This window comes from Vibrio galatheae (genome assembly GCF_000967545.1).
Lineage (GTDB): Bacteria > Pseudomonadota > Gammaproteobacteria > Enterobacterales > Vibrionaceae > Vibrio > Vibrio galatheae.
This window is the reverse complement of the sequence record NZ_JXXV01000012.1, coordinates 91,242-116,784: the sequence shown is the minus strand read 5'-3', so window position 1 is coordinate 116,784 and position 25,543 is coordinate 91,242. Positions and strand designations below refer to the sequence as shown.

Sequence of the window (25,543 nt, the reverse complement as noted above, 5' to 3'; positions counted from 1 at the left end):
GGGGGGCAAAGTTGTTTTAGATCAATAAACTTACGCGTAAGTGATCACATATTATTAATCCAAATAATTATAAGCTTAGCTTCTAATCTGTTATTCGCGAATCAAGGCAGCAGCGTTCACGTGTTAAAGAATGTGAAAAAGTCGGTTACAACGACAGTAGCCAAAGCCATGGTGTGTATCTTGTTACTTTCGGTGACAACAACTGGCTTTGCAATTTTTACCCTCGCTTCCAGTTTAAACGATGCTGAAGCAGTCAATGTTGCGGGTTCGATGAGGATGCAGAGCTACCGACTTGCCCATGATATTCAGTCTCACTCGAGTGATTTCTCAAACCATATAGTTCAGTTTGAACGTTCTATTTATTCTGATTCCATGAAAGCACTGCAAAATTGGGAAGTGCCGAAAGATATTACCCACGACTACTATCAACTGATCATGCGTTGGCATGAACTGAAGATGGTATTGAAAAGTGACAGCCGTCAGGATTATTTATTGCTGGTGGCAGGGTTTGTTAACCAAATCGATTCTTTCGTTTTTAAGCTCCAAGATTACTCAGAGAAAAAGCTGATTTCGCTCGCTTGGGTTGGTGGACTCGGGCTTGGTGGCGTGCTCCTCATAAGCATATTCATTGTTCACTATTCACGTAAACACATAGTTAAGCCGCTGAATGCGCTGGTTAGTGCAAGTGAACGAATACAGTCGAGATCGTTTGATATATCGCTTGATATCAGCAGCGATAACGAAATGGGCATCTTGTCGAAAGCGTTTAATGATATGGCGCGAGATCTTGGTAATTTATATCGCGGGCTTGAAAAAGCAGTGGACGAGAAAACACAAAAACTTCAACACGCAAATGATTCACTACGGGTGTTGTATCAATCTTCGCAAGAGCTAACCGCATCTCGTATTACTCCAGAGAATTTCTCGGCTATTTTAAAGCATATTGCCAGCTTAGAAGGGATATCGTCGGCGCGTCTCGAAATCAATGAACCTGGTGAGCGACCGATACTCCTCACTGAAGGCAGTGGGTGCCAAACGTGTACCGACCTGTGCCAAAGCAAGTCTTTGACGCTTGATGGGGTGGAGTTGGGGACTCTGTATTGGAAAGCATCGCGTCAGGGGCCTGATCAAGCTCTACTCGACAACTTTGTGCAAATCTTATCGCGGGCGGTATATTACAATCAGGCTCAAAGACAAGCTGAACAGTTATTAGTGATGGAAGAGCGCACAACCATTGCGCGTGAGCTGCATGATTCTTTGGCGCAAGCGCTGTCATATCTAAAAATTCAGGTGTCGATCTTAAAGAGGCAGGTAAAGAAAGTGCCACTGTCAGCCGAGCTAGAGCAAGCGACGCCAGTACTAGCAGAACTTGATACGGGTTTGTCAGCGGCCTACACACAATTGCGAGAACTTTTGACGACGTTTAGATTGTCGATTAAAGAGGGCAGTTTTGGCTCCGCATTACAAATGATGACAGAGCAGCTTTCAGAGCAAACAAATGCCGTGATCACACTGACCAATGAGCTCTCTTCAATCGAGCTAGACACTAACCAACAGGTGCATTTGCTACAATTAATTCGCGAAGCAACGATCAACGCGATTAAACATGCAAATGCCAAAACAATCACCATAGAGTGCAATGAGAGTGATACTCACATTAAGGTAGCGGTGCATGATGATGGTATAGGATTTGATTCTACCACGGCACGAGCAAACCACTATGGATTAACGATTATGCAAGAGCGTGCTGCAAGACTAAATGGCGAATTGACAATTACGGGTGTCCCGAATCAAGGCTGTGCAGTTCATTTAGAGTACCCGAAACTAAAGGATTCAAACATTGACAGAGTGTAGAGTGTTATTGGTCGATGACCATCCGTTGATGCGTCGTGGCATCAATCAATTGCTGAGTTTAGAAGATGAATTTAATGTCGTTGCTGAGGCGAGCAACGGAACAGAAGCGGTAGCCCAAAACCATGAGCACAACCCCGATCTAATCTTGCTTGATCTCAATATGAAAGGCATGTCGGGGCTCGATACCCTCAATGCGCTTCGTGCTGATGAGTGTGATGCGACCATAGTTATTTTGACGGTATCAGACAGTCCTGCTGATATTGAAGCAATCGTCAAGGCAGGGGCAGATGGTTACTTGCTTAAAGATACTGAGCCTGATGAGTTGATTGGCTTATTAAAGTCCTCTCTGCAAGGAAATAAGTCATACAGTAGAGAAGTGGCGAGGTACTTACTAGAACACGAGAATAGCCACTCTGTATTTGAGGACTTGACTGACCGAGAGCTACAGATCTTAAAAGAGGTGGCTAAGGGATTTAGAAACAAGCAGATCGCCGATACGCTGTTTATTTCTGAATCAACCGTAAAAGTGCATATGAAGAGCTTGTTGAAGAAACTTCAAGTACCTTCGCGCACAGCGGCGACTATTCTGTACCTAGAACGGTATGGTGATAGCAAGTAGAGACTTGTTTCGATTAGCAAGGGCGCTCGATGTGAGCGCCCTTTTCGTGTGTCAGGCTGACATTGGAACCAGTATTAGCGTGCCGATAATCACCGTTGCTAAACCACACAATACCGGTACAGAGGTACGTTTTACCACTTCAAATGGGCTGATATTTGCCATACCTGATGTTGCGACAATAACACCAGAAACTGGAGAAATCGTACGACCTAAATTGGAGGCTTGCAACATAGGAATAATCAAAAATGCTGGGTTTAGGCCCATTTTCGCCGCCAACGAAGGAGCGAGCTCGACAAACGCATAGAATGGCGCGTTACCTGAACCCGTCGCAATTGCTGCAGCAACCGTTAAACCCGTAAGGATAAACATCAGTGCGATGCCGCCAGCCCCCGCAGTTTCAGCAAGGTGGAGTAGGTTGTCAATTGCACCAATCGACATCAGGCCCTGAGCAAACACGCCTGCCGCGACTAAGAGCATGACAACGCCCTTAAAGGCATCAGCCATGCCTTCATAGCAAGACTCTAAATCTTCCAAGGTTTTCTTACCGTCAAAGCGCTGTACGGCAAAGTTAACTAATGCACCGACAAAGATAGAAAGGACGACAATGGTATAAATATCGAGCTCTAAGCCAGGTATGGTACGGCCATTAAAAAGGAACACCCCGAAAATGGGCAGGAAAGGCAATATTGCGTAGAAAGCTGGCGCATTGACTTCCATTTCCGACACGTCCACTCGTTCCATCGGTGAATTGTCTTTTTTATCTAGGTATCTATTCCAGAAATAGGCCGCCGCAGACATCACTATGATGGCACAGATAGACACAGGCAATACGGTTTGCACAGCAAAAACATCGAGCGCAAGCCCGGATTTCTCAGCTGCAATAACGACATCACCAGACGTTGGCGACAATATGATTGCAGCTGGAGAAGCACATACCGCAACCGCAGCTGGGCGTGAAATCCCCATCGCTGTCATCATTGGGAATAGGGTAGCCATCAAGAGTACACCGAGACCTGTAGCTGAACTGACTGCTAGCGACATCAAACAAGCCACAATATAGGCCGCAACCAACAGCACGTAAGGAGATTTAATAAACGACAGTGGTTTTGAAAACTGTTTTACAACGACATTGTTAGCACCAATATGTGTCATGTAGGAAGCAAAGCCACATAGCAACATGATCTGCATACCAAGACCACCGCCACGATACTGGAGCATGTACTTAACGTACTCAAGTGAATCAGTAAATATGTTGCCTGTCGAAGCAATTTTGCTTGGTAATACAGCGTGCCCAATTAAGCCGGTTAAAATGAGTAGCAGTACGCCCGCGGTGAGTAACACGCCTGCCGGTTTATAGCCTTTAACAATAAAGTAGCCTACCGCAACGGTGACGAATAGGCCGATTAAGAGTTCCAACATTGAAGTCCCCTCAAGTCATATAAAAATATAAACAAAGTGTTTCAAATCTTGACAGAGAATGTACCTAAGGGGGGGCTGTAGCACGAGTTCTATATGAACTTCTGATGATCTAGGGCAATAAATTATTGAAATAAATTTTAATGGCGTAATCTACGGTAGATTAATAATTGGGTAGATGATAATGATGCTAAATGAAGCATGTTTGGATAGGTTTACTAAAGAAAATAATGCTATTGGCTGAGGTTTATAACTGACGAGACATTTGGACTCATTAGAGCGTACACAGCGAGAAAAGCCTTGTAAACAAAGCTTTAGTTGTCGAAAACCGACGCCAGTGGTTCAGGCATAGCTAAAAAGTAACCTTGCAGGTGATCAACGCCTAAAGTACGCATCGCGGATAGCTGCTGCTTAGTTTCTATTCCTTCGACAACGACTTTTGCGCCAAGCCTTTTGGCTAGTTGAATCCCTGACACAAGTGGGGAGCGATCGCCCGACATGTAGGATAAGAGCAAAGATCGATCAAACTTAATGAAATCAGGTTGCAACTGCTCCGCTCTGGTGCGGTTTGAAGCATTCACGCCAAAATCATCGATAGCAACGTTAAAACCAAACTCAGACAATCGATGCATAGCAAGTTTAAGATTGTCCTCATTGGATGCGTCTAATTCAACAACCTCCATCACTAACTGAGAGTTATCCAAGCCGATGGCTTTTAAGCGTTGGTTGAGTAAGCTAGAACTGATGTTCTCCAACGCAAAATACTCGCCAGCGGAGGGTAAGACATTGAGAAACAACTTCAGATGGCTATATTGAGAGCGAGAAAAATTACGAATATGCAGCGCTCTGCTAATACGTTCGACATTGATTTTATCATCAAAATTGATGCTCTCATTATGAAAAAATTGATCTGGGCGAATCGCACCTGAATCTTCGTCGTGAATACGAACCAGCGCTTCGAAGCCAATGATGGTATGCATAGAGTCAAAAATTGGCTGATAGACACTTGAAAGTGTTAAGTTCTTGTATTTACCAATATATTGATTCTCGTCATTAAACGAAAGGCAATCCACAAACTGTTGCTCAGTGACCAGGATCATACCTATCAATAACCTCTAAACGTCTTTTCCGCACGGAGTAGTGCAAACTACTGGCATAATATTGACAATGACGTGATAGTGTCAATCCTGACTGCTAATCTAACTCTAAAGTTTAGAAGCTGGCTCAAATTTAAATAATAACAATGAGATTTATAGTGATATGTGTCAATAATCGTTTATGTCGCGCTATCTCTCATCAAAAAAGTCTTTATTACGAATGTATTTTGACATCAGATGATAGGAAAATGGCCGAACAATCCAAGAAAACAAAGACAGTGCTAACCGGCGCCAAGTTGGGGTGTTTTCGTGTATTTTCCCATTGTACAACCAGAGCATTTTACCTACATGCATATAAAGAAGTGGTAGGGGGGGCAAGAAGGTGACTATGTCCAAATCACAGCAGATACGATAAGTCTTATGTGACAGACAGTAGTGACGATGAAAAGCGTAACCACCGATCGCAGGTTGGCCAAACGTGACCACTCTCTTGATACTTTTGGGGCTTTCACGTTCGAGTTTATCGGCGAGCACACAGCCTAATGCTCCCCCTGAGGAATGACCAGTAAAAGTTATTCGCTTACCGATAGCGACCAGATAGCGCAAGGTTTCAAACAGCTTATCAATGACGCTAATACCGAGCGTGTCTTGATTTCGCGTCGGCGAGCTTTCTTGGCGCAGCAAATACGCGTATCCGGCGTGAATGGCGTATGGCAATTGGTAGTCTCGACAATCTTTCTGCCACAATGCCAAATTTAACAGCCAATCATAAAGATTGTGGGAGCCTTTGATCACCACAATCGCTTCTTCTTTGTCTACATGCCATAGAACACGAATCATGGGCTGGCCGAAGCGATTTGAGATCACACGTTGACCGCGTGGTGAAAATCCATATTGAGTCTGACGTAGGGTAGGTTGATAGGCAAGATTACACAGTACCGCATACCTTTCATATTGATAACGTTTTAATGTCTTCACTCTTTTCACTTATTCGACACGATACTCAAAAAAGTATCAGCCACAACAATGAAGGTGATATGACAGTATTGTCCAACTAACTTAATTGAATGACAGAGTAGAGCTGGATGTATTTACGTACCATTTGTTTATCCGTCGCGCGTTTTAATGGATGGGTAAACTTGACGAAGTATGGGCTGACATTAAAGTGTTGTTCAAGTGACTGGGCGAGCAAAGATTCGCTTTCGTACAGCGTGATTCCTTGCAGTCGATACTCGTCAATTTCGTCGGGAAGACGACCTGTCCACCAATGCAAAAGTTCACGGCTTTGCTTGTTGCGTGTTATCCAGTGATCGGTAAGTAGAAGCAGTAAATCATTAGGTTGAATTGCATAGCCATACTCTTCTTGCCATTGAGAAATCGTTCTGAATAGCTTTTTACGACAAGATGGTCCTGCACTAACTAGATGAGAGGTGAGCACCCAAACTGTGCCGATTTCGGAACTAACACGGTAGTGATGCGGTAAATCGGTGTTGGGGTTACAGTCTAGAGGTTGATAATCGTAATCATGACCGAACTCAGTTAATGTGCGCGACAGGCGCCTAGCAAATGCGAGACCGAGATGATGTTCACTCATTCCTCTATTATGAATGGTCGGGTAGTGCTTCTCGCACAAGACCATACAGTCAGCCTGAAATTCATTAACGCTTTGAACCAGCACATCCAATAACAAGATCCATCTCTCCATAATGGTCAATATGCGACACTAGACTACCATGCGCCAGACAACTTTCGTTACACTTATTCGACAAAAACAGAAGGGAGTGAGGGGTTTATGTCTAAGATTGAATTTACATCACAACAAAAGCAAGTGATGTCCAGCGCGCTACAGCACTATATTGAAAATGAGCTCGATATAGAGTTCGGTCAATTTGATGCGGACTTTCTTTTTGACTTCATTATAAGTCATTTTGGCCCTGCTTTTTACAACAAAGGCCTGTTTGATGCGCAATCAATAATCCAAAGGAAAATCATTGATATTGCAGATGAAATTTATGAAATAGAACAAGATAATCCGTTCTAATAATCATAACAAAGTTCCTTCAAAATTTTCGAACGACTCATTCAATGTACACACGTTTCACTTATGTAAAGAATGGTAAATAATCTGTTGCAGATAGGCTGAACTCAGTACTCTTAATCAAAACAAGAGTCATTAACATTTTAGGATGGGCAGATGAATTCAGAAGTTAAAAGCTACAATCTAGTGACGCGAGCTGTTCACTGGCTTTCAGCTTTAGTCATTGTTGGCTTGTTTGCTGTAGGGTTATGGATGGTTGATTTGTCTTACTACAGTGAATGGTATCGCACTGCGCCACATTGGCATAAATCGATAGGGCTATTACTGGCAGGTCTTACACTATTCAGATTCGTTTGGAAGCTAGTGACTGCGTCACCTAAAATCGAAGGCGCGGCTTATGAAGTTATTGGCGCTAAGATCGCGCATTTAGTTATGTACATCATAATGCTAACGCTATTTATGTCGGGATATCTTATCTCTACGGAAGATGGGCGAGGAATTGATGTTTTCAACTGGTTTACCGTCCCTGGTTTGGGCGCTCTATTTGAAAACCAAGCTGATATTTCAGGTCAGGTACATTACTACGCGGCCTGGTCTCTGATATTGATTGCAGCAGCCCACGCGGTTGCCGCTTTAAAACACCATTTTATTAACAAAGACAACACGCTACGCAAAATGATAGGAGCTTCAAAATGAAAAAAACGTTATTTGCTACAGGACTAGCAATGGTAATGGCATTACCATTTGGTGCAAGCGCGGCGGATTACATGATCGATACTAAAGGTGCTCATGCTTCAGTTAACTTTAAAGTGAGCCACCTAGGATACAGCTTTATTAAAGGTCGTTTTAACACTTTTGATGGCGAATTTTCTTACGACCCAGCTAACGTTTCGGCTTCTAAAGTGATGGTCAATGTAGATACAACCAGCTTGGATTCAAACCAAGCTGAACGTGATAAGCACATCCGCAGCAGCGACTTTATTGATGCGTCTAAGTATCCAAAAGCAACATTTACCAGTACTAGTGTTGTTGATAAAGGTGAAGGCAAACTTGAAGTCAATGGTGATCTTAACCTTCACGGCGTGACTAAGCCGATTACCATCGATGCAACGTTTGTCGGTGCTGGTCAAGACCCATGGGGTGGTCAGCGTGCAGGTTTCTACGGTACGACACGCCTAGAGTTAGCGGATTTCAATATCGCCGTTATGGGTACTTCTAGTTATGTCGACATGGAACTTCATGTAGAAGGCATTAAGAAGTAATCAACGATTAAGTAGTAATTAGCCCCCAGAATACCGGGGGCTTTTTTGGTCAAGCGACTTATTTCCTAACCAAAAACCTAGCGTTGCGTGGTAGTGTTTTGTACTTACGCCGATTGAAGCTCCGGTGATTCAACAATACTCACTCGCTCTCCATAAATCGGACGCAAAGCGGTTAATATTTCTTCTCGACTCACCACACCGACTAATATTCCGTTATCGAGCACAGGTAACATGTGCGGCTTACTCACTTTCATGCTTTTTGCTCTCTCTTCTAATGATAAAGAGGTGAATTGGGTGGCAATACCCATACTTGTTGTTGGATAGAGCTTATCTTTATCAATACACATAAATTCAACAATATCGACCAACTTGTCCGCCGCATCAATAGCAATGACATCCTTGGTCATAAGCTCGGCAACGGTTTGCGTTTTTGGGGGGAGGTAATCTTGGCACCAAAGATCAACCATCACGTCATGCGCGGATAAAACACCGACTAAATGCCCCTCGGGTGTACACACGGGTGCCGCTATCAACTGGTTGTCGAGTAACATATCAATGGCGACAGCAGTCGTCATTTCCGCCCTTAATACGAGTGGTTTGCTATTCATAATATCTGTTGCATTAAGATGGTTGTTCATGCTGATTTCCTTAGCCGATTGAATCTGAGTTGTTGTGGTAATTAAGTGAAGATTGGCCGCTTTTATTTGTGGCCTGCGATAGATTGCCCAGTTGGCCAGCCCGACAAGTACCGAGCCGCCAAGGATATTTCCCAGCGTTACGGGAATAAGGTTGGCAAATACAAACTGATGAATGCTGAGATCAGAAAACTGAGCTTGGTTAACGCCGATCTGATGCCAAAAGCTCTCTGGTGCGAAGGTATGAATAACAATACCTAGAGGAACCATAAACATGTTGGCGACGCAGTGTTCAAAGCCGCTTGATACAAACATTGCAACAGGCAAAATGGTCATCGCAGCTTTAGTCATGGCATTGCTACTGCTGAAGGTTAGCCAAATAGCGAGGCAGACCAAAAGATTACAAAGTACTCCCAGTGCGAATGCCTCAACGGGAGTATGGTGTAGCTTATGTTGTGCGATGTTTAGCGCATTGATGCCCCATTGACCATGGTCCATTTGGTATAGCCCGGCACTGGTTACAATGAGCAACAGCAACATGGCACCAATAAAGTTTCCGACATAAACTTTTCCCCATCCTGCAAGCATATTGGAAAAGCTTATTTGCTTATTGGCCCACGAAATACTCGATAAAACTGAACTGGTGAACAACTCGCCGCCGCAAATCACAACTAAAATCAGCCCCATACTAAATGCGATACCACCCGCTAAGCGGCTTAATCCCCAACCGATCTCTGAGCTGCCTGTTGTGACCGTGATATAAAACAAGAACGCTAGGCCAATGAATAATCCGGCCATGATTGCAAGGCAAAGTGTCATGACGCTGCTTTTCTTGGCTTTGCTCAAAGCGAAATTTTCAGCTTCAGCCATCATCTCGACGGGTGACAAATAATGATTATTCATTTGATCACGTGTCATAACCGCGCCCCAATACAAATGTCATAGTTTCCTCCTTAAAGTCAGCGAATAACCGTTCGCTGTGGATTCAGAATAGGTAGGCAGTGACTAGAGGTAAAATTGATAATTTTTAAAAACCACATCAGAATTATTGATATGTATTCTAGGAAGCGTAAAATGAAACAACTTGCTTATATTTTGGTTAAATGACTAAAAATCATAAAGTTACCCGATAAAATCGTGCCAGATAGGATATTCAGGGAGTAGGATGAGATATTCACTAAAACAGCTTGCAGTGTTTGATGCCGTCGCGGACTCAGGCAGTGTCAGCTTGGCTGCAGATAAACTGGCGTTGACACAATCAGCAACCAGTATGTCGCTTGCGCAGCTAGAAAAAATGCTTGGTCGCCCGCTGTTCGAAAGACAGGGTAAGCAAATGGCATTGACCCACTGGGGAATGTGGTTAAGACCCAAAGCCAAGCGCTTGCTGCAGGATGCTCAACAAATCGAAATGGGCTTCTATGAACAACATTTACTGAGTGGACAAGTAAAGCTGGGCGCAAGCCAGACCCCAGCTGAACATCTTGTTCCTGATCTTATCAGTATTATTGATAACTCATTTCCTGAGATGCGGATTTCGCTCAACGTTAAAAGTACAGACAGCGTGATTCAAGGTGTGCTCGACTACAAATACGATATCGGCATCATCGAAGGGCGCTGTGATGATAGCCGCCTGAGCCAAGAAGTGTGGTGTCGCGATCATCTAACCGTCGTTGCCGCAGCCCACCACCCATTTGCCAAACACAGCAGTGTAAGTTTGGCGCAACTTGAGCAAGCACGTTGGGTACTTCGCGAACATGGTAGTGGAACGCGCATGAACTTCGACAGCGCTATTCACCGCTTGATCGAAGATTTAGATGTCTGGAGAGAGTATGAACATGTGCCTGTACTGCGTAGCATGGTTGAGCATGGCCAATACTTAACCTGTTTACCTTATTTAGATGTGGAAAGGTCTATCGCAAGTGGACAGCTTGTTGCACTGAATGTTCCAGAGCTATCGATGGAAAGGACACTCTCTTTTATTTGGCGCGCCGATATGATCGAAAACCCCTTGATAGAGTGTATCAAACGAGAGGGGGCACGGATGATGAAAGGTAAGCCATCGGTTTTGTAAAAATTATTCGAAGTGGATCCAAAAAGGCAAGTCTATGACTACTGAGTGGTGCAGCGATTAAAAAAGGCGTTCGCTAACGTCTGGCTGTAGAAAACTAGTTTGGCTGAATATTAGGACACATTTGACGTGGCGTGTTCGAGTCATTGAGTACATCCTATATCCTAAACTACCTCTTTAGTTCAACACTCACCACTATGTTAGACATTTTAGTTTACACTCTAATAGGTCGGTGAGCCGCGCCAAACGAAATGGAGAGAGAGTGATAACGCAATCTACTTACACACGAGCAATACGTAAAACGTTGATTATTAGTGCTGCGTTGATTATTTTGTTGCTCGCTATTTTCTTTCACACCGAACACTCAATGCTTGAGAGCAAGCACGATCTGATCGAACTGCAAAAGAATGTATTATCCGCGTCTAATGCGATGCTGATGATGCGCCGTCACGAGAAAGACTTTATCGTTCGACTTGATCAAAAATACCTCAGTCAGATGAAACAAGCCCATCAAGAGTTACTCAGTCAGATCCATCAAATAGACGCGGTTTTAGAGCGGTTAGCTATCAAAATAGATTATAACAATCCAAGGGCATTGGGCTATATTGAAGACTATATCGATCATTTTGACCAACTGGCAATAGTTGCACTGCGTATACATGGTATAGGCGAAGAGCAAGGACTGATTGATAGGTTCAAAAGCAAAGTGCTGACGTTCGAGCGAACACTCATTGAAGCAGAGTTGAAACAAATCGATCTTCTTCTCCTTTCCACTCAAGATCTGATGTTGCAGTTTTTTTCTGATTTTGAACCAGATATTTTGCCGCAAATAGAGCGTAATCTAAATCAGATCCACTTTCAGATGGATAATGATGACGCTAGCGATAAACTCCGAGGTCAATTCGAAGAGTTCCGAAATGCATTTTATCGCTTACAAAGTGCTTTTGAAGAGCTTGGTTATTCACATAATCAAGGCCATCATGGCGAACTAAGGAAAACTATTCACAAATTGGAAGCGGATCTGAAAGCTGTTTTCGATGTTCTGCCTATACAAATCAATAATCAAGTTGCTGAATATGAAAATATCCACGTGCTGGCGTCGATTATTCTGGTTGCTTCTATCGTATTAATCCTGCTGTACGTTATTCAACAGACATCCATCTTAGAGCAGCGATTGATTCATGCCCACCAGAGCGAAAAACAGGCAAATCGAGCGAAAAGTTTGTTTTTGGCAAACATGTCTCACGAGATCCGCACGCCGTTGAACGGCATTTTAGGCATGATTGATATCCTGAGTGATTCTCGGTTAAATGCGATGCAAAAAAGCTACCTAGAAACCATCAATAGTTCGTCACAAACATTGCTTATGTTGATCAACGACATTTTGGACTTATCCAAAATTGAATCCGGTCAACTGAAGATTTGTCTCCATACCACTGCGATAAAAGAGGTTATATTCGACACTGTGGCAATAATTGCACCAAAAGCTGAGCAGAAATCTTTAGATATAGAGATAAAAATCGACAATCAGTTGCCAAACTATGTAAAAGCGGATGAACAAAAACTGCGCCAAATACTGATGAACCTTGCCTCCAATGCGATCAAGTTTACTAAAAAGGGAAGCATTGTGTTTACGGTTCAATTTATTAATCAGACGGACGCAGCCGTAATTATCAAGTTCTCGGTGAAAGATACTGGGATTGGCATTGATGCAGAGAAGCAAAACAAGATATTTGACGAGTTCAAACAAGCGGACGAAGAGACATCAAAAGAGTATGGTGGAACTGGGCTCGGTTTAGCCATTTGCACTAAGATGGTTGATTTGATGGGAGGTAGAATAGAAGTAAATTCAGCAAAAGGATGTGGAAGTGAGTTTTCTTTCGAACTTGAGTTTGAGCGCGACCATCATCAAATGATCCCAGACTTCAAGACGGACGTCTATTACTTTTCAGATCGTCCGAATCAATTGTTATTATCTGAACTTAAGCGTTTCGCAATTAAAACCACGATACTGGAAACAAGCTCAATAGGTGTAAGCAATGCCCCAAATAAGGCGTTCATTTTATTTGATGATCCTAGTCATAACCAAGCTTTGAAAATCCGCTATCCGTGCCATGATTTGGTGTTTATTCGCAATTACAAGATTGCCACCGAGGCAAATGACCTCGAAGTTTCTGCCATTCTTACCCATCCATTGTTTGGTAATCGCTTGAAGAATACACTTAGGAATTTGCATCCTATTCAAGAGTCGCAGCCGCCGCCCTCTGAAACCACACCTAAGATTCAGAATGGTTTAAAGGTGCTGGTTGTCGAGGACAATCGTGTAAATCAGCAAGTGGTGACGCTTAACCTTAAAAAGCAATCCATCGATTTTGATATTGCCAGCAATGGGCAGGAAGCTGTCGAAATATATCAAAAGGATCACAGCAACATAGACCTTATACTTATGGACTGCATGATGCCTGTCTTAGACGGATTCGAAGCGACCAAAGCAATTAGAGCATTCGAACACCAGCAAGAAATCAAACAGACTTACATTATTGCTCTCACTGCCTCGGTGCTTGATGATGATATACGCAAGTGCTATGAGAGTGGGATGGATGACTACTTTCCAAAGCCTTTTAAACGTGAAGTGCTGATAGAGAAATTGAATTTGCTACGGAATTAGGGCGATTCTATTTAGCTTCGTAGCCCTCAATTTAAATGCGGGTCAAATACCGATATCGAGCAGAGAATTAATGTTTTCATTTACTAAATCTGTTGAAATATCGCTTGCGTCACAATAATAATGAATACAACGCAATGTGTCTCTTTTGAATTGTGATCTATGTATTGATTTGTCGGCTGAATTTTACCTATTATGCGTACTTGTACTTTTGATGTGTGAAACAACACACTGGGCGAGGCGTAATGAGCACTTTAGTCGCAATTTCTCTTACTACAGGCATTTTATCAGGGCTTTGGGGTTGGGTAGCCATCTCATTAGGCTTGCTGTCGTGGGCTGGATTTCTTGGTTGTACCAGTTATTTTGCCTCGCCGAATGATGGCCTCAAAGGGCTATCAGTTAACTTGATTACGAATATGAGTGGTGTGTTTTGGGCAATGGTCATCATCAATGCCTCTCAGTTCGCTTCGCTTGAGATTCTGGGTTACATGATCACTGCAATTGTCGCCTTTCTTATGTGTGTGCAGGCTAAACAAGCTTGGCTAGGTTATATACCTGGAACCTTTATCGGATCGTGTGCAACGTTTGCCGCTGACGGAAACTGGAAATTAGTGGTACCTTCTCTGATTCTGGGTGGGTTGTTTGGCTACTTAATGAAAGCAAGCGGCATGTGGGTACATCAAAAGTCAACGCAATCTCAGGCTAACGCAAGTTTACCGACACGCTCTTAGCCTTTGATGTAATCCTGTCGGCGTTAGCGTCGCTTAGGATACCCCCGATTGATTTGTATCAGCAAAATTTTTGATACGCGGCATCTAATGATTAGATGCCGCTTTTTTACGTATTGCCATTGGCCATGGTAACGACACGTTTTAGCGTCCACCTAAGTAGAATAGGGATGTCTTCGATACCTTTTTTCTCACAATGGGAGACAATAGCTAAAGCAAGATCGGGTTTAGCAAACTTTTTCAATACGCGGGTGACCACTTTCTTAGCTGGAATCGGGTGATCTAACGGGATGTGAATCATCTTTTTAAAGAAGGGTTCGAACCCGTTGTTATATAAAAAGTGTTCAATATCTCTGTCGGGTAGCTCAGTTAGACGATGTCTTTGCTGATCATGCTCGAGTTGTGCCTTAACGGTGGCAGCATATTTCTTACCCGCAGGGTCGCCATCAGTAACCACATGCCAGTCAATGCCAAATGCTTTCGCAACTTTAATTAGAGACTTTAATCCTGACTGAGCAAACTCGATGATCTGCACTCCTTCAGCAGCAAGATTATAGCCACATTGATTCGCTAGCTCGTTAAATAGCCATACTTCAGTTTCGCCTTCGACCAGCAACCAACATCGTGCAAATAAAGCCCCTGAGCGGTGAAAGCGAATGTGGAAACCGATTCGTCTTAGTTCATCTCGTCCTAAACCTTGATCGGGGATGTATTTAGTGATCGTTCTATCCGACATACGTACCAAACGTCGAATACTGGATAGCGGAACCTGACCAAGTAGCTCTCCGCTGTTGGTGGTGAGGATCTTTTGCATCGGCAGTAGCTGCAACAAACCCCAAGCACGAGCGAGATGTGTTGGATGCAAGCGGCCTTCGGGATCTTCAATGATCAACAAAGGACGTGCGCAACGTCTAAGTTCATTTGGTCCCTTGGCTTGTAAGTAAGCGTTAAGTAAGCCCATAAAGAGTAGGCGTGTTTGCTTGTCCTTGGTTTCTTCGACGACTTGAGAAATGCTCTTTGAACCGGGAGAGGCGTTAAAAAATATTCCATCGCGCTGTTTACGCAAGTTCTTACGTGAATTGGGCTTGAAAGAAAAGTAGTGTTCGACCAAGGCATTCATAGAGTTGAGGCTACTGCGCATTTCGCCCTTGTTCACATGACCAGGAATGGCCATCAATCGACGGCACGTGTTGTCGATACGTTTTTCTACGCGCGTATTGACATCTTTAGTGTCGGCAAAGGGGCGCTCAAATCTCCTTGAATCGCGTAAACGGATCACCGGATGAAGACTCATCAACTCCTGCGCGAGCTTTTCTGAATGGTGTAGCTTTATTGGATTGCCAGCTAAGTCGAGAAATGTATAGTGCGTTTCGATGTTGTACCGATCGCGAGAGGCGCTGAGCCGATAAATAATTCGACTTGCTCCGGGAGATTCATGATTCCAAATCGGTTTTATCTTGCGATAGCGACCCGCGTTGACTTCATGCTTATCAGTAGAAACTAAACTTAATACAATTTGTAAATGTTGTGTTTGTGGATGAGCGATCGAGTAGTCGACGTGGAAGTCCGTCATCTCAAATTGATATGGCACACCTTCAGGCGGAAGAGCAACGGAGAGGGCATCAAGTAAAGAAGATTTACCCCAAGTATTTTCGCCAATAAGAGTGGTTAATTCATCAAATGCAATAGAAAGACGTTTGATTCCGCGAAAACCAGAAATTTCTATTCGCTCTAGCTTCATAGATGGCTCCATTACGCTTTGGTTTATTTAAGCATAATCGAAAAGTACTGTATTAGCAGACGTTTAGCTCACAAAGCCGTTGTTAAATATGAATCTGGTCAATCCTTGTTCAATACCGATTCATCTCTCATCGAACTATGTATAGAGAACGTCGTACATACAAAAACTGTGAAATATAATGAATCTGTCATATGGATTGCGTTAGGATAGCGTGAAAAGAGAGAGAAGATATGACAGATAAAAACAATAAAACAATCAAGTTACGGCTAGCACACATTAACGATACCCATTCTTACTTTGAACCGACCTCACTGCCACTCACCATCGATGTTCACGGTCAATCCTTAACGCCCTATGTTAGCGCTGGTGGCTTTGCTCGTATCGCTACGAGAGTCAATCAACTGCGCGACCAAGCACGAGCACGCAAGCAGGGTTTTTTATTCCTTCATGCGGGTGACTGTTTTCAAGGTACGCTCTATTTTTCACTGTTCAAAGGTGAAGCCAATGCCACCATGCTTAATGGGTTGAACATCGATGCGATGGCTCTTGGTAACCATGAACTCGATATGGGTAATGAACCTGTTGCACAATTTGCGCGCAACATTGAGTTCCCACTATTGGCAGGGAACTGGGATCTGAGTCGTGAAGGAAAACAAAAGCGGTATCGGTTGTCAGATAACCCCGCTGTATACAGCTTTGATCAAACGAGTAAATCAGCAACATGGATTGAAAAGAAAGTTGGTGACGAATCTATCGCAATTTTTTCTTTAGCACTCGACAAAATGGCTGATATCTCGAATCCAGATTGGGATACCCCATTTGTAAGCTCGATTCAAACAGCGCAGAACACCGTAGCGCAAATACAAAAATCGGGTATCAATAAGATAATTCTACTGAGCCATATGGGCTATGAGGCCGACTTAGATTTACCAAATTATGTCGATGGGATCAGTGTTATCGTCGGTGGACATAGTCACAAGTTACAGGGTGATTTTAGTGCGCTTGGGTTGGCAAAAGAAGATGATTACGGCATCAAAGTTAACAACACCCATATCGTGCAAGCAGGGTTTCATGCGTTGACCTTAGGGCATTGTGATATCGAGTTTGCCAGTGATGGCTCTGTTGTGTCATTCAGCGGTAAAAATGAACTGCTGCTCGGGCGCCGGCTGTTTATTGATGCCAATATGAATTCGACACACACAGAAAGCCCTTACCAAATGGCGCGAGACTTTATTGATAGCCATCCAAACGTTGTCGTCTGTAAGAAAGATATCGCACTGCAAAGCCTGTTGACTGACAACTACACCAGTCAAGTGCGTGAGTTACAGCGAAAAATCATCGCGAGATCCGAGCGGAAACTGCGCCATATTCGCGTGCCAGATGAACAAGGCGCAAGTGAAATCGCCCCGTTAGTGGCGCAGTCGTTTACTTACACGATGAATCAATCCGGCTATCAGAGTGAATTCGCAATCCACAATGCGGGCGGGGTTAGAACCTCTCTTAACCCAGGTGACGTTTCTGTCGCCGACGTTGCCGGAAAGTTGTTGCCTTTTGCCGTACCTATTGGGGTATACAATATAAAAGGTCAACATTTGCCATTGATACTCGAAGGTGCGTTAAATAACGCGCTTAACAATGGCGTTGAAGGAACTGGTGATGGCTCTTATCCGTATACACACAATTTGCGCTTTGAGTATCTCCCGGAGGCTAAGCAAGGTGAGCGTGTCCGCAGCCTTGAAATTCAAAGCGATGAAGGTGTTTGGCAACCGATTGAACAAGAGCGACTGTATACCGGTACATCTTCAGCGTATACCATGAAAGGTAAAGAGGGATATGAAGCCATACTGAATATGGAAGGCGAAGGCATCGTGACCACTTATTCTATGGCAGACTGCTTTATTAAATTTCTGGCAGACCACCCACAAGCACTTGATTGCAGTACGGAACAAAGTGCGTTGCAGCGCTGGCATAAAGGTTGCTAATTACTCCTTGGGTTCGTTCTACGAGTGAATAGTACTCAAAGGAGGGTATTATGTGGAGTAAAGATTGGGTTGATGTTGCTGTCGTTATCAGTTGGGTAAGTGTGTGGTCAGCGTTAGTCTACTTTATCCCTGTGGGTGGCGTGTAAGTTCAACAGCAAGCAAATATGATCGCATCAGCCACCTAGAAACACACCATGGGAACGCAGTGGAAAAAGGAGCAACTATTTGCTCCTTTTTGGTCTTTGTACTACAAGTCATAATGGATAAGTTTTTCTATATCAAACCTGTACTATCTTTCGTTATGGTGTTTATCGGCATAGAGATGCAATTGGTCGGCTCTAAATGGGAAGTTCCAACTGCGGTATCACTATTGGTCTTACTGAGTGTTATGATAATTGCTGTTGTTGCTTCAATAATTAAGCGCAAGAATGAAATACAACGAGCCACAATTACTATTAATAAATAAACTAATTGTTTTATACAAAACATTTGCGTAATTGAACTGATTTTTATGTAAAATATTTGTGATATTGCGCAGGCCTATTTTGTTTTGTTTGAATTTATAATTCTAAATATCGCCAATTCGCGCATTGTTATTCGCAAATTGTGGGTATAAAAAATGTCGATGTGTTAAGGGGTTGTTGTATAAGTAAAACTAATCTGAATTTAGAAAAATAGTCATTTTTTGTACGGCGAAAGTTTACTTAATATTGCCTCATCAAAACGAATTAAGCAGTTTTATAGAGAGGCAATCATGGCACAAGCAATGCACATTGGTAGTATCGAAGCTCCCATCTCTATGGATAAAAAAACCTACTCGGTTTCTTTCAAAGGATTGATTGCACACTTATTAGATATTCTTATTGTCGACAACAGTGAACCCCGTGTTAACTACACGTCTGATCTGTCTGGTCACATGCAAAAAGATATCGGTCTATATCGTTAATCTCGATAACGAATTGAAAAGCGCTGGCAGTTTGCTGGCGTTTTTTGTTTTAGAGCGAAAGTAAATTCTTACCAGAGCGGTCAGTATTGATATGTAAGCATTACCGACTAGGAACTGGGAATGACGGCGCTAATTGCTCTATCTGTTGTATCAACACTGACTTCTGGCCAGATTTGGACCAATGAGGGGCAACCCGCTCAGGTCGTTGAGCTTTTCACCTCTGAAGGCTGCTCAAGCTGTCCACCTGCTGATGCATTTATCTCTAAGTTTGAACACAATGATAGGTTGTGGCAAGAGATCATCCCTATCGTCTACCATGTTGACTATTGGGATTACTTAGGCTGGGAGGATAAGTTTGCCAAAGCAGAATTTTCCCAATTGCAACGGCTATATCATGCTTATGATGTGTTAGGCAGCGTATACACACCGGGTTTTGTGGTTGATGGAAAAGAATGGAGAGGTTTTTTTAATTGGGTCAATAAAGCCTTGCCATCCAACCAGCAACCACTGGCGAGCCGTTTGACATTGGTGCGTAACGGGAATTCTTTTGAACTAAAATACGATAGCGATCAGCCGTTAGACGCGACCATTATTTTCCTTTCAAACAACCAGACAACTCAAATACAAGCTGGCGAGAATAGAGGTAAGACGTTGGAACATGACTTCATTGCTGTCGAACGTTCGCAATCGAGATCAAGCAAAGGCCATTGGATGTTTGCATATCAAGGTCGATTGAATGACATTGACGCCGTTGCTGCTTGGATTACCCCTGTTGGCCGTTTTGAACGTGTACAAACGGTGGCAGGAAAAATTGAGTAATGCACTAAAAAGGCGCTCAATCGAGCGCCCTAGCTTTATCTGTGATATCGCGATTCGAATTACTTCTTACGACAGAACTCAGCGATAACGTACATAGATTGACCGCCATTCGCCTTACCAGAAACCAGCTTAGGATCGTCGCCAATGCTGATACCACGGATAACCGTGCCTTGCTTGATGACTTGGTTAGTCCCTTTAACTGGCAGGTCTTTAATTACCGTTACGTCGTCACCTTTTTTCAGTTCAACGCCGTTGCAATCGAATGGTTTGTCTTCAGCAGACATTCCCGTCATTGCCCAGTTCATTTGCTCTTCTTCCATGTACATCATGTCTAGTGCATCTTGTGCCCAGCTCTCTGAGTTAAGACGCGTTAGTTGACGCCATGCTGTTACCTGAACAGCGGGAACTTGGCTCCACATGCTGTCATTTAGACAACGCCAGTGGTTAATATCTTTTGGATCATCGATCTCGCCCAAACACTTATCACATACCATGATTCCGTAATCGACTGTCACGTGGCTGTGCGGAGGAACAGCGTATGCCGTTAATGGTGCGTCAGCGGCGCATAGTTCACATTTTGATTGGCAGCGTTCTAGCATAGTAGCTTCAGAAGACATATTGGACTCACATTTATCAGTGTTAATAACGCGGGCTATTATCCACTTTATCCACCGAAAATAAAGGGGTATAGGATATATAGAGGATAAATCGTCATTTTAACGATTTTGAGCGTTGTAAATGACAACAAATGTAGACTTATCAGAGAATTAATAAAAGTGACGACGTCACTAAATATACGCGTTCTTTACCTCTTTAGTCTTGATAGGCATAATTAGACATCATGTTATATCAAATTAATAGGTTAGAAGTTGGAATTACTATCGATCGAGTTTTTGGGTAAACCATTGCGACTTGAAGGCTCTATGGCCGGTTGGCAGAAGCTATTTTGGGACAATCAACTGGTCTCACAGCTTGATGCTAGCGCGGAGCGGGGTGACACTTCTTACCATGAGTTTAAATTATTAAATGGTGAACAAGAGCTAGTGTGTAAGCTCGAAACCAACCTTGTATGGCAGCCATTTAGCTTAGATTACGTCGCAAGCGTTAATGAGCAAACTCTTTCTCAAGGCCGCAGGAACACAAAAGACATTGAGCAGCAGACACCTTTTACGCAGCCAGAACCAGAGCGTAAGTTTAGCCTTATTGGTTTAGTGTCTTTGGGTATGAAGGCGCTTAAAAGTGCCAAGCTGATCAAGGTGGTACTCGCATCAGCCAGCCTTGCCGCCTATTCTTGGTTGTTCTCTTTTCAGTTCGCGCTCGCTTTGGTTGCGTGTTTAGTCTTTCATGAATATGGCCACGTCCGGGCGATGAAATACTTTGGCATGAAAACCAAAGGCATCTATCTAGTTCCTTTCTTGGGCGGTTTAGCTCTCAGTGATGAGAAAATCAATACCCGCTGGCAAGACGTAGTGATCTCGATAATGGGGCCAATGTACGGTTTGATATTGTCGCTCATTTTGCTGCTTGTCTATCTTGTGACCGGTGAAATGTTCTTTGCCGGATTAGCGGTGTTTAACGCGTTTTTGAATCTGTTTAACTTACTGCCGATTTTACCTCTTGATGGTGGGCACGTATTGAAGAGCATTAGCTTTTCAATGAATAGCCTTACCGGTATTGTTTTGTGTACTGCGGCAGCGGCTGGTGGCGTTGTACTCAGTTATTCCCTTGGCTTAACTTTATTTGGCTTCTTGTTGATCATGGGGATGCTGGAAATTGTCATCGAATGGCGTGGCCGTGATCATAGTCATTTGCTGCCCCTTGACCGATATGGGCAAATCGTTGCTTCGATTTGGTATTTAGGCCTAGTGTCGGCATTGATAGGTATTATTTGGTTCTTCGCATCGACGGGCGATCAGTTGCTAAGCCTACCACTTTTGATCCTGGGGACTTAAATACTGGTTAACAAACAAAAGGGAGCAGAGGCTCCCTTTGTTGCAATGGTTATTGGCAGTTTGGTCGTTTCGCTTGATAGTTTGGCAGGGAACTAATTTTCTCTGTTAGATCGCTAATACGTGTATCGTGAGAAGGGTGAGTGGACAAGAGTTCAGGTGGTTGTGAACCTCCTGATGCTTTGGCCATATTTCTCCACAAATCGATGCTTTGTTTCGGGTTGAAACCAGACTTTGCCATCAACTCAAGGCCAACGATATCGGCCTCTGACTCTTGAGTTCGTCCATAAGGCATCAAAACACCATATTGAACGCCCAAACCAAGTGCAGCCATTGTCGCCCCACGATATTGAGCGTATTCGGAAGCGCCAAGCGCAATATTGGTTATTTGCAGTCCAGCATTAGCGAGTTGAGATTGAGACAACCTTTCATTACTGTGGTCGGCGAGTACGTGTGCAATTTCGTGACCGATAACCGTCGCAAGCTGATCTTGATTGACGGCAACACCTAGTAGCCCGGTATACACACCAATTTTCCCCCCAGGCAGTGCAAACGCATTGACCTGTTTGCTGTCGAATACCACCACTTCCCATTGAGTAAAGCCCGTTTGTTTAGGAACATGCTGCGTAATTGCGTTTGCGACACACTGAACATAAGCATTGGTTTTTTCATCGCTACTGATTTTTTGACTTTGTTTCATCTGTTCAAAAGATTGGGCACCTAAATTGCTCATGTCTGAGTCAGAGAATAGGATCAACTGGTTACGTCCAGTAGGCGACGAAGAGCAGGCAGACAGCGCGATAGAAGCCGAAAGAGTGAGGAGTTTGGACCACGTTTGCATTGATTTCTCCATTTCAAACGCAATATTACAATTAAGCTATACACATCATAGCATTAGGTTACAATTCTTGTAATACCGATAACGAGCGGAAGGTAAAATGGCCATTTGGAAAAAAGCGATCGATCTAGAAACACTCAATAGAACATCACAAAACACGTTAATGGAGCACTTGAATATCGTTTACACCGATGTTGGTGAGGACTTTATTTCTGCGACAATGCCAGTTTGTTCGTTTACTCACCAACCGTTAGGTATGCTGCATGGTGGTGCCTCTGCGGTACTTGCTGAAACATTGGGCTCTATTGCTGCTAATTTTTGCGTCTCTGAAGGGAGTTACTGTGTTGGACTAGAAATCAACGCCAATCATATTCGATCGATGCGAAGTGGGCATGTCATTGGTACCGCCAAGCCGATTCATATTGGCGTTTCAACTCAAGTATGGCAAATCAACATTACCGATGAACGTGAGAGATTGGTCTGTACAAGCCGGCTAACGATGGCGGTAAAGCAGGCAAAAAGTGAGCGTTTGGAAAAGGGCAAGGAGTAATAGTGGTTATCCCATTTACAGGTGGTAAAGTTATTGTCACGTCGCATGAAATCGTGATTAAGCTATCAGGCGAGTATATGGTGACACTTCAAGCTCAAATTGATGCGATTGGATTGATTGGCCGTGGTGCCAATGTGATAGCGGCCAACGGCAGTGAAACTAAGTGGTCGATTAAGTTGGATAATGAACAACAAATTCAACAGATTGCTGAGCAAATCGGCATTCAAGTCCAATAATTCTTGCCTGAACTTGATTCGCACCAGCTAAATGAGGAAACTTACTGTTAGTCATACAATAATGAGATTTCCTCTTTATGAGCAGTCCACGACTTAGAGTTCAATTTGAAACCCTATTTGAGCACTATAAAGGCCAAGACAATGGCGTCCAATTGGAAGATATTACCGATATTTTGTTTTGTACTAGACGTAATGCACGTATCGTCCTCAACAAAATGGAAGAAGAAGGCTGGTTGGAATGGCACCCTGCGCCTGGACGAGGAAAATTATCTCAACTAATTTTTAAGCGCAGTCGCGCTGATGTCAGTGAAAACCTTGCGCGTCGTTACTTAGAAGAAGGCAAAATCGGTCAGGCACTTAAAGTGCTCGACCAAGATACTGCGAAACTTGCACAAGTGGTTGAAAGCTACTTGGGTATCGTTCATCAAGAAGGGCAGCAAGTTGTTCGGCTCCCATACTATCGTCCACTCTCTACTCTCAATCCAACGCTTCCGTTAAGGCGATCTGAACTGCATATTGTTCAGCAAATTTACAGTGGTTTGACCTATATCGACGATAGTGAGCAACTTCAACCTAATCTTGCGCATTCGTGGGAAATGCTCACGCCGAAGCACTGGCGTTTCTACTTACGGCCTAGCGTAAGGTTTCATAATGGTGAGTTACTCACTTCGCAAATCGTCGTCGACAATCTATTCGCGCTAAAGGCAAGAAAACTCTTCGCGCATATTGCGAACGTCAGCTCTCCAAGTCAACTGATTGTTGACATTGAGCTTGAGCGGGATGACTACCAATTGCCGTTACTTCTATCGGAGTCTTGCGCGAAAATAATGCTTCCTCAAGAGAGTAGAGCAGACAATCATGACCTATTTCCGATTGGTACTGGTCCGTATAAAATTGTCCAAAATGATAGTAAGCGATTAGTGTTGCAGGCGTATGACGGCTACTTTGGCTTTAGGCCGTTATTGGATCAAATAGAAGTGTGGGTCATTGATGATGTTCATTCATCGATGATATTTCCAAGTTTAACCAAGCCTTTAAAGCCAAAAGTGGCGAACTATGTTGAAAGTGTCGATTTGGACCCCGGCTGTACATATTTGTTGTTAAATAGGAAAAATGGGCTTGCTGCGTCTAACGATTGGGCGAATTATTTCACGCATAAATTAGCTACGCTAAACCTTTTTCAGAATCTACCCCAAGATAAAATCGTTGAACTTGGCGTATTGCCTGCTCACGGATTGAAACCGGGTTGGTACCATCATACCAGGCAGGGTTATACATCCCCGCCATCGTATCGCACTGTGACTATCGCATATCATGGTCAACACCCAATGTTTCCAACCTTAGTGAAGTGTATTGAAGGCCTGCTGAAAGAGGATGGTCTGACGGTGCAGTTTATTAACTATGACCTAAGCGTCGAAGATACTTCAGAGGTCGATATCTGGGTTAAGCCCATGGGCATTACCACCAATAGAGACGACGCTTTGGCGGGTTGGTTACTTAATAGCAGCGATATCGAAGCACTTAGTCAAGAAGCAGATTTCGCCTATTGGACGGAAATAGTGCAAGATTGGCAAGCGGCACAAAATGCTAGCTTTCCCGCCCAGCAGTTAGGTAAGTCTCTAGTAGAAAAAATGCAACTTATCCCAATGTTCCACTGTTGGTTGGGAGTAAGCAAAGATCATTGCGGCTCATTACAAAATGCAAAATGTAACGCGCTCGGCTGGTTTGATTTCAGTAAAGTTTGGGTGAAACCCGATATGCCGATTCAGACAAATGTTGTTAGCGAGGATTACCGTGGCTCAGCCCAACAAGAAACAACCGACTAAAACCGTCGAGATTTTTTGCTCTAAATGCAAAACCACCTTATTTAAATATCGTAAAGGCGGTAAAGGTGCCTTGATCAAATGCTTTAAAGAACGGATTGTGTTTGACCACACACAAAGGCCCTGTTTTTGCCCAAATTGTGGGGCCGAGTTTGCCCGAGATACTTTGATTAGAGGTGCGCCTGCTTACAAAATAATCGGTGGCAAAGTTACTATAAAGTAGCGAAATATTAGCATATATAACCAAGCCATAAACCCTAGCAATACGTGATGTAAA

The 25,543-nt window shown here is 43.5% G+C and carries 24 protein-coding genes and 1 pseudogene; 17 read left to right on the top strand and 8 right to left on the bottom strand.

The window, feature by feature from the left end:
- Positions 1-120: 120 nt before the first annotated feature.
- Positions 121-1,854 (top strand): nitrate/nitrite two-component system sensor histidine kinase NarQ, encoded by a 1,734-nt coding sequence (gene narQ, locus TW81_RS06205; RefSeq protein ID WP_045954839.1) that lies wholly within the window; start codon positions 121-123, stop codon positions 1,852-1,854.
- Positions 1,841-2,473 carry a response regulator gene (locus TW81_RS06200; RefSeq protein ID WP_045954838.1) on the top strand — a complete coding sequence of 211 codons (633 nt, stop codon included), beginning with the start codon at positions 1,841-1,843 and terminating at the stop codon, positions 2,471-2,473. Before narQ ends, TW81_RS06200 begins: the two co-directional genes overlap by 14 nt.
- Before the next feature lie 51 nt (positions 2,474-2,524).
- On the opposite strand, the gene dcuC is transcribed toward TW81_RS06200, so the two are convergent.
- From dcuC to TW81_RS06180, 4 genes are all read right to left on the bottom strand, one after another.
- A complete protein-coding gene (gene dcuC / locus TW81_RS06195) occupies positions 2,525-3,892 on the bottom strand; it encodes an anaerobic C4-dicarboxylate transporter DcuC (protein WP_045954837.1) in 1,368 nt (455 codons plus the stop codon).
- A 311-nt stretch (positions 3,893-4,203) separates the two neighbouring features.
- Positions 4,204-4,989, bottom strand: a complete 786-nt coding sequence (locus tag TW81_RS06190) for an EAL domain-containing protein (RefSeq protein WP_045954836.1) — start codon at positions 4,987-4,989, stop codon at positions 4,204-4,206.
- Between the two features lie 186 nt (positions 4,990-5,175).
- Positions 5,176-5,964 carry a lipase family protein gene (locus TW81_RS06185; protein WP_045954835.1) on the bottom strand — a complete coding sequence of 263 codons (789 nt, stop codon included), beginning with the start codon at positions 5,962-5,964 and terminating at the stop codon, positions 5,176-5,178.
- A gap of 76 nt (positions 5,965-6,040) precedes the next feature.
- Positions 6,041-6,676 carry a hypothetical protein gene (locus tag TW81_RS06180; RefSeq protein WP_045954834.1) on the bottom strand — a complete coding sequence of 212 codons (636 nt, stop codon included), beginning with the start codon at positions 6,674-6,676 and terminating at the stop codon, positions 6,041-6,043.
- A 102-nt stretch (positions 6,677-6,778) separates the two neighbouring features.
- Between TW81_RS06180 and TW81_RS06175 the strand changes: the two genes are divergently transcribed.
- The 3 genes from TW81_RS06175 to TW81_RS06165 all read left to right on the top strand — a co-directional run bounded on the left by TW81_RS06175 (position 6,779) and on the right by TW81_RS06165 (position 8,286).
- Positions 6,779-7,027: a DUF2164 domain-containing protein gene (locus tag TW81_RS06175; protein ID WP_045954833.1), complete on the top strand. Its 249-nt coding sequence runs from the start codon at positions 6,779-6,781 to the stop codon at positions 7,025-7,027.
- Positions 7,028-7,180: 153 nt separating this feature from the next.
- Complete coding sequence (locus TW81_RS06170; protein WP_045954832.1) at positions 7,181-7,720, top strand: cytochrome b; 540 nt, start codon at positions 7,181-7,183, stop codon at positions 7,718-7,720.
- Positions 7,717-8,286 carry a YceI family protein gene (locus TW81_RS06165; protein ID WP_045954831.1) on the top strand — a complete coding sequence of 190 codons (570 nt, stop codon included), beginning with the start codon at positions 7,717-7,719 and terminating at the stop codon, positions 8,284-8,286. The genes TW81_RS06170 and TW81_RS06165 overlap by 4 nt, the downstream gene beginning before the upstream one ends.
- Before the next feature lie 104 nt (positions 8,287-8,390).
- Here TW81_RS06165 and focA read toward each other — a convergent pair whose 3' ends face one another.
- Positions 8,391-9,839 (bottom strand): formate transporter FocA, encoded by a 1,449-nt coding sequence (gene focA, locus TW81_RS06160; RefSeq protein ID WP_045954830.1) that lies wholly within the window; start codon positions 9,837-9,839, stop codon positions 8,391-8,393.
- Positions 9,840-10,086: 247 nt separating this feature from the next.
- Here focA and TW81_RS06155 point away from each other — a divergent pair, with 247 nt between their 5' ends.
- The 3 genes from TW81_RS06155 (at position 10,087) to TW81_RS06145 (ending at position 14,385) form a co-directional block, all read left to right on the top strand.
- Complete coding sequence (locus TW81_RS06155) at positions 10,087-10,992, top strand: LysR substrate-binding domain-containing protein (RefSeq protein ID WP_045954829.1); 906 nt, start codon at positions 10,087-10,089, stop codon at positions 10,990-10,992.
- A gap of 259 nt (positions 10,993-11,251) precedes the next feature.
- Complete coding sequence (locus TW81_RS06150) at positions 11,252-13,657, top strand: hybrid sensor histidine kinase/response regulator (protein ID WP_052706158.1); 2,406 nt, start codon at positions 11,252-11,254, stop codon at positions 13,655-13,657.
- 242 nt (positions 13,658-13,899) lie between these two features.
- Positions 13,900-14,385 carry a DUF1097 domain-containing protein gene (locus TW81_RS06145; RefSeq protein ID WP_045954828.1) on the top strand — a complete coding sequence of 162 codons (486 nt, stop codon included), beginning with the start codon at positions 13,900-13,902 and terminating at the stop codon, positions 14,383-14,385.
- A gap of 106 nt (positions 14,386-14,491) precedes the next feature.
- Here the strand turns inward: TW81_RS06145 and TW81_RS06140 are convergent, their stop codons facing one another.
- Complete coding sequence (locus TW81_RS06140; RefSeq protein WP_045954827.1) at positions 14,492-16,123, bottom strand: ATP-dependent endonuclease; 1,632 nt, start codon at positions 16,121-16,123, stop codon at positions 14,492-14,494.
- Positions 16,124-16,353: 230 nt separating this feature from the next.
- On the opposite strand from TW81_RS06140, the gene TW81_RS06135 reads away from it, so the two are divergent.
- The 4 genes and pseudogenes from TW81_RS06135 (at position 16,354) to TW81_RS06115 (ending at position 19,870) form a co-directional block, all read left to right on the top strand.
- Positions 16,354-18,105, top strand: a complete 1,752-nt coding sequence (locus TW81_RS06135; RefSeq protein WP_045954826.1) for a bifunctional metallophosphatase/5'-nucleotidase — start codon at positions 16,354-16,356, stop codon at positions 18,103-18,105.
- Positions 18,106-18,340: 235 nt separating this feature from the next.
- Positions 18,341-18,571, top strand: a pseudogene (locus tag TW81_RS19530) (hypothetical protein); the annotation flags it as partial.
- 288 nt (positions 18,572-18,859) lie between these two features.
- A complete protein-coding gene (locus TW81_RS06120; protein ID WP_045954823.1) occupies positions 18,860-19,051 on the top strand; it encodes a hypothetical protein in 192 nt (63 codons plus the stop codon).
- 120 nt (positions 19,052-19,171) lie between these two features.
- Positions 19,172-19,870 (top strand): DUF1223 domain-containing protein, encoded by a 699-nt coding sequence (locus TW81_RS06115; protein ID WP_045954822.1) that lies wholly within the window; start codon positions 19,172-19,174, stop codon positions 19,868-19,870.
- A 59-nt stretch (positions 19,871-19,929) separates the two neighbouring features.
- Here the strand turns inward: TW81_RS06115 and TW81_RS06110 are convergent, their stop codons facing one another.
- The gene (locus TW81_RS06110; protein WP_045954821.1) at positions 19,930-20,487 is read right to left on the bottom strand and encodes a PhnA domain-containing protein; all 558 of its coding nucleotides are present in this window, start codon (positions 20,485-20,487) and stop codon (positions 19,930-19,932) included.
- 252 nt (positions 20,488-20,739) lie between these two features.
- Here TW81_RS06110 and TW81_RS06105 point away from each other — a divergent pair, with 252 nt between their 5' ends.
- Complete coding sequence (locus TW81_RS06105) at positions 20,740-21,822, top strand: site-2 protease family protein (RefSeq protein WP_045954820.1); 1,083 nt, start codon at positions 20,740-20,742, stop codon at positions 21,820-21,822.
- Between the two features lie 49 nt (positions 21,823-21,871).
- Here TW81_RS06105 and TW81_RS06100 read toward each other — a convergent pair whose 3' ends face one another.
- On the bottom strand, positions 21,872-22,660 hold the full coding sequence (locus TW81_RS06100) for a M48 family metallopeptidase (protein ID WP_045954819.1): 789 nt from the start codon (positions 22,658-22,660) through the stop codon (positions 21,872-21,874).
- A 97-nt stretch (positions 22,661-22,757) separates the two neighbouring features.
- On the opposite strand from TW81_RS06100, the gene TW81_RS06095 reads away from it, so the two are divergent.
- The 4 genes from TW81_RS06095 (at position 22,758) to TW81_RS19005 (ending at position 25,489) form a co-directional block, all read left to right on the top strand.
- Positions 22,758-23,207 (top strand): hotdog fold thioesterase, encoded by a 450-nt coding sequence (locus TW81_RS06095; RefSeq protein ID WP_045954818.1) that lies wholly within the window; start codon positions 22,758-22,760, stop codon positions 23,205-23,207.
- 2 nt (positions 23,208-23,209) lie between these two features.
- Positions 23,210-23,443 (top strand): DUF3389 family protein, encoded by a 234-nt coding sequence (locus TW81_RS06090; protein WP_045954817.1) that lies wholly within the window; start codon positions 23,210-23,212, stop codon positions 23,441-23,443.
- Positions 23,444-23,520: 77 nt separating this feature from the next.
- On the top strand, positions 23,521-25,269 hold the full coding sequence (locus tag TW81_RS06085; protein WP_045954816.1) for an SgrR family transcriptional regulator: 1,749 nt from the start codon (positions 23,521-23,523) through the stop codon (positions 25,267-25,269).
- Complete coding sequence (locus TW81_RS19005; protein ID WP_084715819.1) at positions 25,238-25,489, top strand: hypothetical protein; 252 nt, start codon at positions 25,238-25,240, stop codon at positions 25,487-25,489. Before TW81_RS06085 ends, TW81_RS19005 begins: the two co-directional genes overlap by 32 nt.
- Positions 25,490-25,543: the final 54 nt, after the last annotated feature.

Excerpts from the sequence above, each read along its gene's own strand:
- dcuC (WP_045954837.1), bottom strand. The coding sequence starts at position 3,892 with ATGTTGGAACTCTTAATCGGCCTATTCGTCACCGTTGCGGTAGGCTAC.
- TW81_RS06190 (WP_045954836.1), bottom strand. The coding sequence starts at position 4,989 with ATGATCCTGGTCACTGAGCAACAGTTTGTGGATTGCCTTTCGTTTAAT.
- TW81_RS06175 (WP_045954833.1), top strand. The coding sequence starts at position 6,779 with ATGTCTAAGATTGAATTTACATCACAACAAAAGCAAGTGATGTCCAGC.
- TW81_RS06170 (WP_045954832.1), top strand. The coding sequence starts at position 7,181 with ATGAATTCAGAAGTTAAAAGCTACAATCTAGTGACGCGAGCTGTTCAC.
- TW81_RS06165 (WP_045954831.1), top strand. The coding sequence starts at position 7,717 with ATGAAAAAAACGTTATTTGCTACAGGACTAGCAATGGTAATGGCATTA.
- focA (WP_045954830.1), bottom strand. The coding sequence starts at position 9,839 with ATGACACGTGATCAAATGAATAATCATTATTTGTCACCCGTCGAGATG.
- TW81_RS06155 (WP_045954829.1), top strand. The coding sequence starts at position 10,087 with ATGAGATATTCACTAAAACAGCTTGCAGTGTTTGATGCCGTCGCGGAC.
- TW81_RS06145 (WP_045954828.1), top strand. The coding sequence starts at position 13,900 with ATGAGCACTTTAGTCGCAATTTCTCTTACTACAGGCATTTTATCAGGG.
- TW81_RS06140 (WP_045954827.1), bottom strand. The coding sequence starts at position 16,123 with ATGAAGCTAGAGCGAATAGAAATTTCTGGTTTTCGCGGAATCAAACGT.
- TW81_RS06135 (WP_045954826.1), top strand. The coding sequence starts at position 16,354 with ATGACAGATAAAAACAATAAAACAATCAAGTTACGGCTAGCACACATT.
- TW81_RS06120 (WP_045954823.1), top strand. The coding sequence starts at position 18,860 with ATGGCACAAGCAATGCACATTGGTAGTATCGAAGCTCCCATCTCTATG.
- TW81_RS06115 (WP_045954822.1), top strand. The coding sequence starts at position 19,172 with ATGACGGCGCTAATTGCTCTATCTGTTGTATCAACACTGACTTCTGGC.
- TW81_RS06110 (WP_045954821.1), bottom strand. The coding sequence starts at position 20,487 with ATGTCTTCTGAAGCTACTATGCTAGAACGCTGCCAATCAAAATGTGAA.
- TW81_RS06100 (WP_045954819.1), bottom strand. The coding sequence starts at position 22,660 with ATGCAAACGTGGTCCAAACTCCTCACTCTTTCGGCTTCTATCGCGCTG.
- TW81_RS06095 (WP_045954818.1), top strand. The coding sequence starts at position 22,758 with ATGGCCATTTGGAAAAAAGCGATCGATCTAGAAACACTCAATAGAACA.
- TW81_RS06085 (WP_045954816.1), top strand. The coding sequence starts at position 23,521 with ATGAGCAGTCCACGACTTAGAGTTCAATTTGAAACCCTATTTGAGCAC.